Source organism: Parahalioglobus pacificus (genome assembly GCF_014652275.1).
In the GTDB taxonomy this organism is placed as follows: Bacteria; Pseudomonadota; Gammaproteobacteria; order Pseudomonadales; family Halieaceae; genus Parahalioglobus; species Parahalioglobus pacificus.
This window is the reverse complement of record NZ_BMYM01000002.1, coordinates 898,035-912,623: the sequence shown is the minus strand read 5'-3', so window position 1 is coordinate 912,623 and position 14,589 is coordinate 898,035. Positions and strand designations below refer to the sequence as shown.

The 14,589-nt window shown below is 57.3% G+C and carries 18 protein-coding genes and 1 tRNA gene; 3 read left to right on the top strand and 16 right to left on the bottom strand.

The annotated features are described in order from the left end of the window. Positions 1–6: 6 nt before the first annotated feature. Positions 7–2,415 (bottom strand): arylsulfatase, encoded by a 2,409-nt coding sequence (locus IE089_RS12960; protein WP_229802753.1) that lies wholly within the window; start codon positions 2,413–2,415, stop codon positions 7–9. A 623-nt stretch (positions 2,416–3,038) separates the two neighbouring features. Further along, positions 3,039–3,296 (bottom strand): hypothetical protein, encoded by a 258-nt coding sequence (locus IE089_RS12955; RefSeq protein ID WP_189478217.1) that lies wholly within the window; start codon positions 3,294–3,296, stop codon positions 3,039–3,041. A 221-nt stretch (positions 3,297–3,517) separates the two neighbouring features. Here IE089_RS12955 and IE089_RS12950 point away from each other — a divergent pair, with 221 nt between their 5' ends. From IE089_RS12950 to IE089_RS12940, 3 genes are all read left to right on the top strand, one after another. Next, positions 3,518–3,685 (top strand): hypothetical protein, encoded by a 168-nt coding sequence (locus IE089_RS12950; RefSeq protein WP_189478216.1) that lies wholly within the window; start codon positions 3,518–3,520, stop codon positions 3,683–3,685. Continuing rightward, a complete protein-coding gene (locus IE089_RS12945) occupies positions 3,682–3,915 on the top strand; it encodes an HD domain-containing protein (protein ID WP_189478215.1) in 234 nt (77 codons plus the stop codon). The genes IE089_RS12950 and IE089_RS12945 overlap by 4 nt, the downstream gene beginning before the upstream one ends. Positions 3,916–4,047: 132 nt before the next feature. Next, positions 4,048–4,455 (top strand): hypothetical protein, encoded by a 408-nt coding sequence (locus IE089_RS12940; protein WP_189478214.1) that lies wholly within the window; start codon positions 4,048–4,050, stop codon positions 4,453–4,455. Positions 4,456–4,658: 203 nt separating this feature from the next. Here the strand turns inward: IE089_RS12940 and IE089_RS12935 are convergent. From IE089_RS12935 to IE089_RS12870, 14 genes are all read right to left on the bottom strand, one after another. Continuing rightward, positions 4,659–4,734 (bottom strand) — tRNA-Lys (locus IE089_RS12935). Between the two features lie 108 nt (positions 4,735–4,842). Continuing rightward, positions 4,843–5,523, bottom strand: a complete 681-nt coding sequence (gene queC / locus IE089_RS12930) for a 7-cyano-7-deazaguanine synthase QueC (RefSeq protein WP_189478213.1) — start codon at positions 5,521–5,523, stop codon at positions 4,843–4,845. Beyond that, on the bottom strand, positions 5,523–6,203 hold the full coding sequence (gene queE, locus IE089_RS12925; protein WP_189478212.1) for a 7-carboxy-7-deazaguanine synthase QueE: 681 nt from the start codon (positions 6,201–6,203) through the stop codon (positions 5,523–5,525). Before queE ends, queC begins: the two co-directional genes overlap by 1 nt. Positions 6,204–6,225: 22 nt before the next feature. After that, positions 6,226–7,230: a tol-pal system protein YbgF gene (ybgF, locus tag IE089_RS12920; protein WP_189478211.1), complete on the bottom strand. Its 1,005-nt coding sequence runs from the start codon at positions 7,228–7,230 to the stop codon at positions 6,226–6,228. Positions 7,231–7,240: 10 nt separating this feature from the next. Beyond that, entirely contained in the window at positions 7,241–7,762 is a 522-nt protein-coding gene (pal, locus tag IE089_RS12915) for a peptidoglycan-associated lipoprotein Pal (RefSeq protein WP_189478210.1), read from the bottom strand. A gap of 45 nt (positions 7,763–7,807) precedes the next feature. Beyond that, positions 7,808–9,103: a Tol-Pal system beta propeller repeat protein TolB gene (tolB, locus tag IE089_RS12910; protein ID WP_189478209.1), complete on the bottom strand. Its 1,296-nt coding sequence runs from the start codon at positions 9,101–9,103 to the stop codon at positions 7,808–7,810. Then, positions 9,103–9,846: a cell envelope integrity protein TolA gene (gene tolA, locus IE089_RS12905; protein ID WP_229802752.1), complete on the bottom strand. Its 744-nt coding sequence runs from the start codon at positions 9,844–9,846 to the stop codon at positions 9,103–9,105. The genes tolB and tolA overlap by 1 nt, the downstream gene beginning before the upstream one ends. Next, positions 9,843–10,265: a protein TolR gene (tolR, locus tag IE089_RS12900; RefSeq protein WP_229802751.1), complete on the bottom strand. Its 423-nt coding sequence runs from the start codon at positions 10,263–10,265 to the stop codon at positions 9,843–9,845. Before tolR ends, tolA begins: the two co-directional genes overlap by 4 nt. A 5-nt stretch (positions 10,266–10,270) precedes the next feature. Beyond that, a complete protein-coding gene (gene tolQ / locus IE089_RS12895) occupies positions 10,271–10,981 on the bottom strand; it encodes a protein TolQ (RefSeq protein ID WP_189478208.1) in 711 nt (236 codons plus the stop codon). A gap of 42 nt (positions 10,982–11,023) precedes the next feature. Further along, positions 11,024–11,443: a tol-pal system-associated acyl-CoA thioesterase gene (gene ybgC / locus IE089_RS12890; RefSeq protein WP_308428843.1), complete on the bottom strand. Its 420-nt coding sequence runs from the start codon at positions 11,441–11,443 to the stop codon at positions 11,024–11,026. Continuing rightward, a complete protein-coding gene (gene ruvB, locus IE089_RS12885; RefSeq protein WP_189478207.1) occupies positions 11,436–12,497 on the bottom strand; it encodes a Holliday junction branch migration DNA helicase RuvB in 1,062 nt (353 codons plus the stop codon). The genes ybgC and ruvB overlap by 8 nt, the downstream gene beginning before the upstream one ends. Positions 12,498–12,531: 34 nt before the next feature. Continuing rightward, positions 12,532–13,143, bottom strand: a complete 612-nt coding sequence (ruvA, locus tag IE089_RS12880; RefSeq protein ID WP_189478206.1) for a Holliday junction branch migration protein RuvA — start codon at positions 13,141–13,143, stop codon at positions 12,532–12,534. Positions 13,144–13,159: 16 nt separating this feature from the next. Next, complete coding sequence (gene ruvC / locus IE089_RS12875) at positions 13,160–13,678, bottom strand: crossover junction endodeoxyribonuclease RuvC (protein ID WP_189478205.1); 519 nt, start codon at positions 13,676–13,678, stop codon at positions 13,160–13,162. A gap of 150 nt (positions 13,679–13,828) precedes the next feature. Beyond that, positions 13,829–14,572 carry a YebC/PmpR family DNA-binding transcriptional regulator gene (locus IE089_RS12870; protein WP_189478204.1) on the bottom strand — a complete coding sequence of 248 codons (744 nt, stop codon included), beginning with the start codon at positions 14,570–14,572 and terminating at the stop codon, positions 13,829–13,831. Positions 14,573–14,589: the final 17 nt, after the last annotated feature.

Below are 14,589 nucleotides of genomic sequence, written 5' to 3'. Positions count from 1 at the left end.
TCGAACCTAATCCGTGTATTTAACCTGCACGACCGAAATCTCACCATTAAAAGCAAATGCGCCTCGGTCGTAGTAGTCAATGGACACCGGCGACTGCAAATCGACCCCGACATCGAAGGTTTCGTTAGGAGCGAAGCCAAGCTGCGCTGTCACCGGAACAACGCCATCGGCGACAGCTTCTCCATCAACCATAAGCGTGACTCGGATAGGTGCAGCCCTCGATGCGTCAATAATCTCGGTGATAACTTCAATACGGTGTAAACCCTCAGACAAGCGGTTGTCAGCTCTAATGTGGGTGCGCTCTATCTGGAACAAATTGTATTCGAACGACAAAATGCCGTCGACAACATATACTGCGACACCACCAGCGAATCCACCCAGTGCATAGAGAACACCTTCTGCGTTCTTCGGCACATTGACATCCATTGTGACTCTGTTCGCTTGCGCGCCAATCCGCGGCGCTACGAACGACGGCATGCGATTGATGTCTCCGGAGAGCTTCCATTCCCGGTAAGGTGACTTAGGTGCAAGATCTGGGCGCATCACCGGGACAAAGAGGCCTCCACCGACCGGAAACCCCCTGTTTCTCTCAAACTCTCGTTCAAAGAGAGCCTGCATTTCAGACAGTTTCTCCGGCATCTCAGCGGCGAGGTCATTCGACTGAGACCAGTCATCCTCGAGATTGTAGAGTTCCCAGACGTCGTTATCCGGGTGCCAAGCCAACTGTCCTTTTTCGTTAAAAAACCCTGCAGGGAGCCCCGGCACCCAGGGCGTTCTCGGCCCAAATGCACTCGCAAACCAGCCATCGTGGTAGATGCCTCGGCTTCCCATAATTTCAAAGTACTGAGTGCTGAGTTCGCCGGCCGCGGTCGGATCATCGAACGTGTAGGCCATGCTGACACCATGTATGGGGTCCTGCGCGAAGCCGTTTACTGTGTTTGGCGGCGTTATATTGAGCACCTCGTAAATCGTCGGCACAACATCATTCACGTGATGAAATTGTGAACGATTTGGGGTGCCCGGCGTGATCTGTGCCGGCCAACGTACAGCCATTGGGTTGCGTGTACCGCCGAAATGTGCAGCGACCAGCTTGGTGGACTTATAGGGCGTAGCTCCTGCCCACGCCCAGCCAGAGTGGTACATGTTATCGGTTAATTCGGAGCCCAAGACCTCAAGCCCCCCGAGCTCTTCCAATGCGTTGATATGCTGCGTCGTAGTGGTCGGAATACCATTTTGTGCTAGTAGCTCGCTGATGGTACCCGACTGACCTTCCGCCGAGGCGCCATTGTCACCCCAGATGTAGAAGATGAGTGTGTTGTCTCCATAGCCGAGATTATCGATCTCATCGACGACTCGACCCACCTGAGCGTCTACGTGCTCAGTGAAACCCGCAAAAACCTCCATGAGGCGCCTCTGGAAGTCGCGCTCGCCTTCCGGGATTTCGTCCCAGCCAACCATAGTCTCAGAACGTGGCGTGAGTTCAGCATCCTTCGGAATCCAGCCTTTCGCCTTGGCGTTAGCAAAATATCTTTCCCGGGCGGCATCCCATCCAGCATCGTAAACCCCTGAATACTTGTCGGCCCACTCTTTAGGCACTTGGTGTGGCCCATGAACTGCTCCAGGCGCCCAATACATGAAAAAGGGTTTATCCGGAGCAAAGGCATTGTGCTCGCGCAGCCATTTGATAGCGTCATCAGCAAGGTCCTCGCTAATGTGATAGTGCTCATTGCCGCCAGACGTTTTTGGGTGATCCACATAGGTAGTATTGCGCACCAAGTTAGGCGACCACTGGGAGGCCTCTCCTGCGAGGAATCCATAGAAATAATCGAAGCCATATCCCGTCGGCCAGTTGTCAAAGGGGCCTGCAGCTGTAGTTTCAGTGGCGGGCGTATTGTGCCACTTCCCCCAAGCTCCGGTGCGGTAGCCATAATTGTTCAAAACCTCTGCCACCGTGGCACTGGTCTTGGGAATTACGCCTGAATAACCATCCCAATCGTTGGCGAGTTCTGCAATTTGCCCGTTACCCACCCAATGGTGGTTGCGTCCTGTGAGGAGTGATGCCCGTGTGGGTGAACACATAGCTGTCGTGTGAAATCTGGTATAGGCAATGCCCTCTGCCACTAGCCGATCCATTGTGGGCGTCGCGATATCACCACCGAAGGTGCTGGACTGCGCCGGTCCAACATCATCAATTAACACGACAACAATGTTAGGGGCATTCTCGGATAACCGATTCACCTGCGGTCCCGGCTTGTACACTGAATCCTGAATGGTGCGCTTAGCGATGCTGTCTGAGGGCTTGCTTGGGAAGGGAAGCGTTTCTTGTGCTAACGACAAACTCGCAAAGCTTGTCGTCAGGAACAACGACAGCGCTGCTACCGAGAGGCCGCGAATTCTCAGTAATGCGTACATCATTGTGTACCTCCTAGGACTGGAGCGGGCCACTTCAGACGTCCCTTCCAATCGCTTTTCCGGGATTATTTGGCTCGCTCACGATGACCATACTGATCGCAACTTTTGCTTAAGTGCACCCTTATGTGCAGTGGTTGCGGCTAGCTCTTCTTTGCACTCATCATGTTGACCTCGCTGCAAAGTGGCTTCGCTATTTTCAACGTGTAATACCACGCCTTTGACTATGTACTAAGGTGTCTTTACGGTCAATGTGCCGCCTTTCTCACTTCTGCGCTGTGTCGAGCTTGCCTATGAACCGTTGCTGGCCAACACACCTGACTCATCTACCGCTAGTGCGAAGTCCATGTGATTGTTCCCATGGTGTTGTGCGTTTGCCCAGCGGGGAGAACAACTTAGCCTTTGTGCTTTACAAACGAGGTTACGTCTGCCGAACGCTTGGATAAGAAAGTGATAAAAATTGTAATACCTACCGGACCATGAGGCATGGGAAACATGCTTATTTCACTGGTGCGTAAAAAAACGCCCCGCAGTGCGGAGCACTCAGCCCCCACAGGTTTTGGATTTTCAGTTTTAAAGGCCGCGTATTGCCTGGCTTTCCATTTTTCTATGGGGGGCAATTCACCCGCCTATTTGCTGTCTGAAGTTTCTGTTTCGGATGAGACAAGGATGTTGATTGGTGAAAGGTTGGGCGCAGCGCCTGTCACACGGCCGCCCTGGTGAAAAACATAGTCACCAACATTGCCATCTCCCGCGATAATCTGGCGGCCGCCCTCGGCAGATTCGATCTCCAGCGTGCCGCCCGCGCGCTTGGCGACGATCTGACCCACCTGTTTGGTTTGGGTCGGCAGTAGCTTTTTCAGTGCCAGGTATAGATTGGCGCTCATTGGTGAACCCTCTCGATAGTGACCTGTTGCTTGACTCGCAGAGCGACGCCTCGCGTGCCTGACCTTTTCGCTGTGGCGGTGACCGATACCGCCCTACTCATGCCGAGCCAGGCTCCGGCGTAGTTGCCATCGTCACCGGTCCCGCTGCTCACCAGCATGTCTGGCTGGATCGCGCCGCTGAGTGCTACAGTTATCTGCAGAGGGTTAACGGAGGACACCCAATGACATCTTACGCCATCGCTGTGTTCTGGATTATTTGTGGCGGCATTGCCTGGAAGATCGCAACAACTCGGGGCGGCAACGGCGCGCTGTGGGTCGTCCTCGGGCAGCTGTTCGGCCCATTTGCCATCCTTGCAGCGTCTCTTATCCGCAAGAGTTCGTCGGCATGACGGAACGGCTAGGCGACCTGACCGATTTTTTCCTGCACCTGGACGATCTCAAGGCGGTCGAGCGCCGCACCTACATCCGCGGCGGCGATCGTCGCGGGAACTCTGCCGAGCACAGCTGGCACCTGGCAATGGCGTGCTGGAGCTTTGCAAAGATGTTCGAAGATGAGTTTGATGTCGATCGGCTGATCAAGATGCATGCCTTTGTCGAGCAAGAGAACCCAGAGGTGTGAGCCTGGGTTACCTCGAAGGTCAATTTCGCAGTCGACCAGCGTCGGCTAGATGATAGCTAGCCGCAGTCACAGGTCAGGATCAGGTGCACGTCTTCATCGTTTCCGTAGCAAAGTAGCAAAGAGGACAGCTCATTGAGCAGCGATCAAATTCTGGGAATCATGGAGCAGCTGGTTTTACTGTCCGCTTTTCTGGGCGGGTTCTCCGCGACCTTTCTGGCGGCGATTGTGGCCGTGGATTCCCAGAAGTCGGTCGGAGGCTGGATCGTGGTTTCATCGGCCGCTGCTGCTTGCTGCTTCATCGTCTGTGCAGCTTCGTCGGTTGCGGCCGTTAATGGCATTCAGACTGGCCTTGTCGATGCCGAGGATGGTTTCGGAGCCCTAAAGTGGATTCGTTTAACGAGTGCTCTTTCCATGGCCCTCGGTATGCTTTCCCTGCTCGCGAGTATCGGCCTGTCTGGGTGGCTCAAGGATCGAAGAACAGGGGCCATCACGACGACGATGGCTGTCGCAGCCATGCTAATCGTCGGAGTGCTGATTTGAGCGCTGTGCCCGGGCTGTACGCCCATGAGGAAGTCTTATCGCATCGTGTACATCTTAGCGATTCACGACCCCGAGTCCTTCAATCGCTAATTAGCGGGACATGTCCCCACAACGCTCCTGGAATCGCATTTTGTCGAACGGTGGATCTCGCCAGACGACCGGCCATAAAAAAACCCGCTCCCTGGTGGGAACGGGTTTCGATATGGTGGGCCGTGCTGGGCTCGAACCAGCGACCAATTGGTTAAAAGCCAACTGCTCTACCAACTGAGCTAACGGCCCGAAACTGCCGCGACAAAAGCGATGCCCCTGACGCGAGGTGCGTATAGTACGGATTTCGAAGGAGAACTCAAGCGATTTTTCGAGCCCGAAAACCGGGGTAAAAAACTACTACTGATAGCGCGTAGGATCGGCCACACCAGCGTCGAGGAAGCCCTGCCGCCGCAGCCTGCAGCTGTCACAGCGTCCGCAAGCGAGACCGTCGTCTGTGGCCTGGTAACATGAGACTGTCTGGCTGTAATCCACGCGTAATTCCAGACCCGTGTTAATGATTTCGCCTTTGGTCATATCAATCAGCGGTGTATGGATAGTGATGCGTTCACCCTCAACGCCGACCTTGGTCGCAAGGTTCGCCGTGGCCTCAAACGCGGCTATGAATTCAGGGCGACAATCCGGATAGCCTGAATAATCCACCGCGTTCACACCAATAAAAATATCTTGTGCGCCCAGCACTTCCGCCCAACCCAGTGCAATGGACAGGAACACCGTATTTCGTGCCGGCACATAGGTAATCGGGATCCCGTCGGTCTCTCCCTCGGGGACATCAATGTCGGTGTCGGTCAGCGCTGAGCCGCCAATGCTGTCGAGATTGAGCGAAACCACCTTATGCTCTACGTCAGCGTAAGCGCCGGAGACCCGATGCGCCGCATTGAGTTCCGCGCGATGGCGTTGCCCGTAATCAAAGCTCAAGGTGTAACAGGCATAGCCCTGTTTTTTTGCCATAGCCAACACGGTGGTGGAATCCAGTCCACCACTCACCAATATGACGGCCTTCTTTGCGGTGCTGCCCATCAATGCCCCGGCTCGTCATTCCACAGCAGCTTGTGCAGCTGCAGTTGCAACCGCACAGGCAGGTTGTCTGCCAATATCCACTCGGCTAACTCGCGGGCACTGAGTTGCCCGTGACTCGGAGAGAACAATACGTCAGAGACCTTATTAGCGAGCCCGAATTCATCCAGCTTAAAACGGGCCCACTCATAATCCGCGCGGTCGCATATCACGAATTTCACCTGATCAATGAGGGTTAAGTAGTCGATATTGCCGTAGTCATTGCGGGACATCTCCGCGGACGCCGGGGTCTTTAAATCCAGCACTTTGACAACCCGCGGGTCGACTTGCGCCACACTCATGGCCCCACTGGTTTCCAAGGACACCTCATAGCCTGCGTCGCAAAGTTGCGCCAGCAGCGGCAGGCAGTTGGGCTGCGCCAGGGGTTCGCCTCCGGTCACCGTCACGTAAGCGGGACTGTGGCTCGCCACTTCGGCCGTAATGCTTTCAAGCGTCCGCATATCACCGCCTGTAAAGGCGTAAGCGGTATCGCAGTACACACAGCGCAACGGGCATCCCGTCAGCCGGACGAAGACGGTGGGCAAGCCCACGGTCCTCGCCTCTCCCTGCAGGGAATAGAAAATTTCGGTGATGCGCAGTTGCTGATCGGTATCAGCAACTGCGGGGGAGTTTACAACAGACATATCGAGTCGGCTCGCAGGGGGCCTAGAAGTTCTGGTCCAGGAATTCCTGAGCCAGTTTGGCGGCAGAGCTATCGCCGTATTCGGCGATCACCCGATTGAGAAACTCACGAGAGCGCTGACTGTTGCCCTTCATGAAGTGCACGCGGCCCAGTTTGTACAGGGCATCGGGCACCTTACTGTTGTCAGGGTACTGATCAATCAGCAGAGTAAATGACTGACGTGCAGATTCAGGGTCGGGTGGTGTAATCACCAGGTACAACTCACCCAGCCAGTAGTGGGCATTCGCGGCAAACTTACCCGCTGGATAATTCTCCAGGAACTGGCGGAAGGCATCGACAGCCTGGTCGAACTGTTGCCCGCGAACCAGTGCGTAAGCAGCTCGATAAGCATCAGCCTCACCCGGTTGCGCCGGCGCTCCGGAACTTGCCCCACCTACTGCAGCCGTGCTGCTGGCACCCGCAGCAGCGGATGTACCGGACGCTGCGCCTGTGACCGGCGCGCCGCCCGACAGTGCACTGAGGCGCTTGTCGATATCAACGTAACGCTCCAAGCTTTGCTGCTTGAGCGTGCGCAGCTCGAACGCCTGCTCCTCAACGATGCCATTGAGACGCATCACCTCCTGCTGCAGCTGTTGAACCTGATAGAGCAGGTTGCCCGCTGATTGTCCCTGCCCGGCGATGGGCGCAGGGGCAGTATTGGCCGGCTGCGAAACGGTCGGTGCTACCGTGCCACTGATCGGAGCCATACCCGTCGTGGGCGGTAGGCTGGAGCCCGTATAGGCACTGCTTTGTGTGCCAGTACCAGTCGTTCCGGTTGCGGCAGGTGCATTACCAATCCCATAGCTACGAACCCCGGTGCTCTCCTGAGGTGCCGTGGTGCTGGGCGTTGACGACGTGCTCGGCGCCTGCTGCTTTGCAGCTGCGCGCTCTGCTTCTACATCAACATAGCTCTGGGCCAGTGCCGATAAGCAAAACGGGCCGGCCAAAAGGGCCAGCCCGCTCGCTGCAAACAGTTTTGCTATCCGCATGATCTACCCGTTACTTGAGTTCCACGCGACGGTTCTGAGACCAGTTGGACTCACCAGAGCCGTAGGCCACTGGCTGCTCTTCACCGTAGCTGACAGTTTCAATGCGGTAGCTGGCGATGCCGTTAAGGGTCATGTAGTCGCGAACCGCATTGGCTCGTCGCTCACCCAGAGCCAAGTTGTACTCGCGGGTGCCGCGCTCATCGGTGTGACCTTCCAGACGCACTTTGTCGTCATTGGTGGCCAACAGTGCAATGTGAGCGTCCAGCGCTTGCTGGGCTTCAGGCAGCAGCGCTGAGCTGTCGAATTCGAAGTAGAAGACAGTGCCAACGGCGACGGCTGCTTCACGCAGACGCTCCTGGCCACGACGCGCTTCAGCAGCAGCAGCTTCCTCTGCGGCACGGGCTTCTGCGGCGGCTGCGGCAGCAGCGGCTGCAGCTTCGTCTTCCTTCGTGTCGCTGCTTGAACAGGCTACCAGAAATGCCGCTGTGAACAGCACGGTCAGTGCCTTACCGGCAACAGGCAGATGTTTCATATTACCCTTCCTTAATAATGTAGTTTTAACTGTTATTAACGCCGGTTACCGGAACATATAGGGCGACCAGGCCGGCTCTCGAACGTCCCCTTCCCGCGCTGGCAAACGAAACTTAACTCCCCCGTCTACCGAGACCGCCGCGAGAATTCCGCGCTCTCTGAATTTCGTGGAATACAATACCATAGAGCCATTAGGCGCGATACTGGGACTTTCATCCAATTGGGTGGAAGTCAGCACCGTGGTGCGATTAGTCACCAGATCCAAGATTGCGATGTGGAAACTGCCGCTGCGCTGGGTCACCATCACCACGTTTCTGCCATCCTGGGCCACCCGCGCACGGGCATTGTAGTTGCCCTCGAAGGTCACCCGCTCTGTGGCACCGGTGCGCAGGTCATAGCGATAAATCTGCGGCCGCCCACCCCTGTCAGAGGTAAATAGCAAAGACTTGCCGTCGGGCATCCAGGTAGGCTCAGTATCAATGGCGTAGTGCCGTGTGACGCGTGTGAGGCGCTTGCTGGCCAGGTCCATCAGGTAAATATCCGGACTGCCGTCCTTGGAGAGCACCATGGCCAAGGTATTGCCATCTGGCGACCAGGCGGGGGCACCGTTCAGGCCCTGGAAGTTGGTTAGCTGCTCGCGTGCGCCCGTCATCAGGTTCTGGCGATAAATCGCCGGCCGCGTGGTTTCAAAAGAGACATAAGCAATCTCCTGGCCATCCGGGGACCAGGCTGGCGCCAGCACGGGCTCCCGTGATTCCAGCAGCACGATGGGCCGCGCACCGTCGGAGTCGGCCAGGGTGAGGCGATAGTAATCCTTGCCCGTGGGGTTACGCGTCACAGACACATACAACAAGCGGGTAGCAAAAGCGCCCGGTATACCGGTGAGCTTTTCATACACCTTATCCGATACCTGATGAGCCAGCATGCGCGCCTCATTGGGGGCGCCTTCTATCACGCCCCCATCCACTCGTGCCTGCCGGTTAACGTCATACAGCTCGTACTCGATGCGCATCTGACCGGCCATGGACACCCGGCCTATCAACAGGTACTCCGTGTTCAGCGCGCGCCAATCGCGATAAAACACATCCTGCTGGGAACTGGGAAAACCCAGCATGTCGGCACGGTCGACGGGCATAAACTGCCCGCTGCGAGAGAGGTCGCTCTGCACAACGCTGGCAATATCCTCAGGTGCAGTGCCCCCGCCCTGCCAAGCAAAGGGCACAACCGCAATGGCGGTGGGGTTATCGACGCCCTGCGTGATCTCAATGGTGAGCTGCGCGTGGGCAGTCGAAGCTGCCAGACAAAGGCTAAAGAACAGGGCAATTGAATGTAGAACGCGCATCAGTAACGTAGATCCTCGGGTCGGAACAGTAGCCGGAAGCGGCGGAAGGTCCGCTCAAACTCGCTCGCCGGCAGATTCTTTAACTCGGGAAAGCTCCCCGCTTTCTCGACAGCATTGATGGCGGAGCGGTCAAAGGCCCCGTTGCCGCTACTTTTAATAACACTCACGCTCACCACTTCACCGGTGGGAATAAGCTGAATAGACAGCAGTGCCTCCATCCCGTTGCGGGCGCTGGGCGGACGGCTCCAATAATTGATCACCGTTTGCTGGATCAGCGCAGCATAGCTGGTTGCCATTTCTTCCGCCGTTGCCTCAGCCACCAGCGCATCTTCTTCCTGCATGGCACGGGCCATATCGGCACGAGTGAGCGCAGCCAACTCCTCTTGGGTCATGCGCGGTTCGGGCTTGGGCTCCGGCTTCTTCACCGGCTCTACCTTGGGTTGCGGTTTGGGCTTGGCGGGCGCCGGCTTGGGCTTGGGTTTGACGGCCACGGGCTTTGGTTTGGGTCGTGATACGGTTTGCCGGGGCTTGGGCTTTGGTTTCGGCTGGAAGGATTCCAGCTTCACCAGCTTGGCGTTGACGACTTGAGGGGCCGCAGGCTTAACCGTAATGGTTTTCTGCTCGAAACCGCTCCAATTCATCGTAAGGGCAGCCACCAGGGCCGCGTGCATAGCCACGGTAGCCAGCGCAGGCACCGCCATGATGCGTGGCATCACGGGTTTGGCATACACGGAATCGTTCACTCGGGGTTCTCCGTCACCAAGCCCACACTGGGGGCACCCGCCTCCTGCAGCGCTGCCATTAGCGTAACCACCTGACCATAGGGCACAGCGCGATCACCCCAAACCAGCACAGGTTTGTCCGGGCTGCGGCGCATAACCGCAGATACGCGCTGCTTAACCGTCGCCAGGGTCAGCACCTGTTTTTCATTCGCACCCAGGTTGAGGTAGAGCTGACCTGCGCTGTCCACGGAGACAATCAGGGGTTCACTGTCCTGGTTCTCCACCGGGTCAGCACTGGCTTCGGGCAGATCCACTTTCACACCCTGCATCAGCATAGGCGCAGTCACCATGAATATAATCAGCAGCACCAGCATCACGTCGATGTAGGGCACCACGTTGATCTCGGACATGGGTCGACGTTTTTTGCCGCCGCGAGCCATTGCCGTTACCCCGCCTTCTTATCCTTGGAGCGCAGGGCATAGGCCTGCCGGTAGAGGATGCTAGAAAACTCATCCACAAAGGTGTCATAGCGATTGCCAAAGATCTCGACGCGCGCTGCGAAGCGGTTATAGGCAAGCACGGCCGGAATAGCGGCAAACAGCCCCATTGCCGTCGCCACCAGAGCCTCCGAGATACCCGGAGCCACTGTAGCCAGCGTTGCCTGGGTGGCGTTGGCCAAGCCCCGGAAGGAATGCATGATGCCCCACACAGTACCGAACAAGCCGATATAGGGGCTGGTGGAACCCACCGACGCCAGAAATGCCAGGTGTCGCTCCAGGCGCTCCTCCTCTCGCAGGGTTGCCACGCGCATAGCCCGGCGGGAACCTTCCAGAACAGCCTCTGAATCCATATCTGATTGCTGCGCGAGGCGGGAAAATTCTTTGAATCCCGCGCGGAAAATACTCTCCATACCCATGGCAGAGGCACCTTCCGAGGCGCGCTCATTGCCTTCCCGGTACAGCTGCGACAGATCGATGCCTGACCAGAAGCGCTCTTCAAAGTCGTACATCTCATCCCGCGCACTGCGGAAATACAGGAAACGCTGGATGATCATGTACCAGGACACCATAGACGCCCCCATCAACATGGCCATCACGGCCTGAACCGTGAAGCTGGCATGCAGTACCAGGTCTATCAGGCTGAGTTGTTCTTCCAAGACCTATTCCCCTCGCTACTGCGGCTATGGGCGCCGCATCTATTACTTATTGTCTGTTGACCACTGCTTCAGTGCGTCGCGCATCTCAGGTGGCATACGCATGGGCGTCACGCCGCCACTGACCACGCAGGCAATGGTCACCGTACCGCTAACCAACGTGTCCTCACCGCGGCGCACTGTCTGACGCAGTGTCATTGAGGCCCCACCGAGCTTGTCGATCGCGGCCGTGGCCAGCAATTCATCATCCAGCCTCGCCGGCAGGTGATAGTGTAACGCCACATCACGCACGACGAACATCAGATCGCGATTGAAAATCGCATCTTTGCCGAATCCCAGCTGGCGCATGAACTCGGTCCGCGCACGTTCCATAAATTTCAGGTAGTTCACATAGAACACAATGCCGCCCGCGTCGGTGTCTTCGATATAGACCCGCAGCGGCAGGGAAAATTCCCACTCACTCATCAGCGTCGCCCTGCTCCAGGTCCAGCGGCAAGCTCGCGGTCTCGCCCTGATTGGGCTGCTTTAGGCCAAAATGGAGATATGCGTTGCGCGTCACCATGCGCCCGCGGGGCGTGCGCACCATAAAGCCCTGCTGTATGAGATAGGGTTCCAGCACGTCTTCGATAGTGCCGCGCTCTTCAGAGATTGAGGCGGCCAGGCTATCCACGCCCACCGGTCCGCCATCGAATTTCTCTATCATGGCCAGCAGCAAACGCCGATCGAGGTGATCGAAACCGCGTTGATCCACGCTAAGCATATCCAGCGCACGGTCAGCGACCTCGTCAGAGATGTGCCCATCGGCTTTCACCTCGGCGTAGTCACGAACGCGGCGTAGCAGGCGATTCGCAATTCTCGGCGTGCCACGTGAGCGCCGGGCGATCTCAGTGGCGCCAGCGGCATCCATGCCAATACCCAGAATACCGGCAGACCGCTGCACGATGTGGGCAAGGTCTGGTACCTGATAGAACTCCAGCCGCTGCACGATACCGAAACGGTCGCGCAGTGGTGAGGTCAGCAACCCTGCCCGGGTCGTCGCGCCAATCAACGTAAAGGGGGGAAGTTCCAGCTTGATAGAGCGGGCGGCCGGGCCCTCACCAATCATGATATCCAGCTGATAGTCCTCCATCGCCGGATACAACACTTCCTCAACGTAGGGGCTAAGACGGTGAATCTCATCGATGAACAACACATCGCCGGGCTCGAGATTAGTCAGCAGTGCCGCAATGTCTCCGGCTTTCTCGAGCACGGGGCCGGAGGTGGTTCTAAGGGCCACACCCATTTCGTTGGCAATGATGCTTGCCAGTGTGGTTTTCCCCAGCCCGGGCGGGCCAAAGATGAGTGTGTGGTCCAGCGGCTCACCACGCCCCTTGGCAGCCTCGAGGAAAATACTCATCTGGTCACGCACGGTGGGCTGACCCACATACTCGTCCAGACTCTTGGGTCGGATAGCCCGATCCATGGCCTCTTCAGACTGACCCGTGGTTTCAGCTGCGATCAGGCGATCTGTCTCAATCATTTCAAGCCGTCCGTGCGTCGCGCGCGATCACTGTTCATGCGCTGACCGCCGCTTTCAATGCGCGGCGAATCAACTCTTCACTGTCGTCAATGCTGTCGTCATTCACAGCGGCCACCATCCGGCTTGCCTCTGCCGGTTTATACCCGAGCGCCACCAGCGCGCTTTCGGCATCGGCCACACGATCGCTGGCTCTGGGCGGTTTTTCGGTTGCAGACGCAGGCTCAGCGGAGACCTCATCCAGCCAGTCGCCTAACTTGTCGCGCATTTCCACCAGCAAGCGTTCCGCTGTCTTTTTACCCACTCCAGGCAAGGCCACCAGAGCGGTCAAATCATCCGTTTGTACTGTGTGCGCGAAGCTGCGTGCATCCATGCCCGACAGAATGGTCAGTGCCAGCCTCGGGCCCACGCCGCTGATTTTGATCAGTTGACGGAACAGTGTGCGATCAGATTCCTCGGCGAAACCGAACAACTGCTGCGCATCCTCGCGCACAACGAAATGCGTCAGCAGTATGACCTCAGCGCCAGTCTCAGGCAGCTGAAACAGCGTTGTCATGGGTACCTGTATTTCATAGCCCACACCGGCCACATCAACCAATATCTCCGGTGGCTGCTTGTGCACCAGTTGCCCGCGAATTCTGCCAATCATCTAAACCGGTAATCCCCTAACGAATACGTCTGCGGCGCACTGAGGTTGCGCCAGCCATATGCACCATACTTTGGCGTGTGTGAGCATGACACAGCGCTGCTGCCAGAGCATCTGCCGCGTCCTCCTGCGGCTCAGCGGGCAGATTCAACAGGGTTTTAACCATGTGCTGCACCTGCGACTTATCGGCGGCGCCCGTCCCCACAACCGACTGTTTGATCTGACGTGCGGAGTACTCAGAAACCGCCATGGCCTGCGCCACACAGGCCACGATGGCGGCACCGCGTGCCTGCCCAAGCTTCAGCGCAGAGCCTGCGCTTTTGGCCATAAACACCTGCTCAATGGAGAGCTCTGTGGGGCAGTGCAATTCCACCAGTTCAGTGACCGAGGCATAGATTATGCCCAGGCGCTCAGGCAACTCGGCGTTGGGCAAGCGGATGACACCGCTAGTGATGTAGCTGCTTTTGGCCCCGACTTGATTGATGATGCCAAAGCCGGTTTTACGAGAGCCGGGGTCAATCCCCAGAATAACTGCCATTTTCTACTGCCTGCCCCTGTGGCCGTAGTACTGCCGATTATTATGTACAAATTTACAGTAGGGGTCAGCCATTTGCTGGCCCGGGGGCGGCTATTTCTAGCAGAAGTTGAGCTTGCAGCTTGCAGCTTGAGTCGATGAAGTCGCGAACGACTAAAGGTTGGCAAGGACCTCGTCAGGGATTTCCACGTTGGTGTAAACGTTCTGGACGTCATCCAGGTCTTCAAGGGCGTCAATCAAGCCCAGGATGGTCTCGGCCCCGCTGGCATCAACCGGGACAGTAGTGCTGGCGACCATGGTGACCTCACCCCCTTCGGGGTTAAGACCCGCCTCTTCCAGCGCGGACTTTACTGCCGCAAACTCCTCCCATGCGGTGGTGACATCGACCGAGCCGTCATCGTTGCCCTCAATATCTTCGGCACCCGCCTCCAGCGCCACATCCATAATGCGCTCTTCATCGGCACCCGGTGCGTAGGCGATCTGACCCACCCGGGAGAACAAATAGGCCACGGACCCGTCGGTACCCAAGTTACCGCCGCGCTTACTGAAGGCATGGCGTACTTCGGCAACGGTTCGGTTGCGATTATCGGTCATGGCCTCTACCAACACGGCGACACCACCCGGGCCATAGCCCTCGTAGGTAATCTCTTCCATGTTGTCGGCATCGTTGGTACCGGCGCCCCGGGCAATAGCACGGTCGATGGTGTCTCGGGTCATATTGGCGCCCAGCGCCTTGTCCACAGCCGCACGTAATCGCGGGTTATCTTCGGGAGCAGGCCCACCCTGTTTCGCCGCCACCACCAACTCGCGGATCAGCTTGGTAAAGACTTTGCCCCGCTTGGCATCCTGTGCCGCCTTGCGGTGCTTGATGTTGGCCCATTTACTGTGTCCAGCCATATCCCGACTCCCTTACT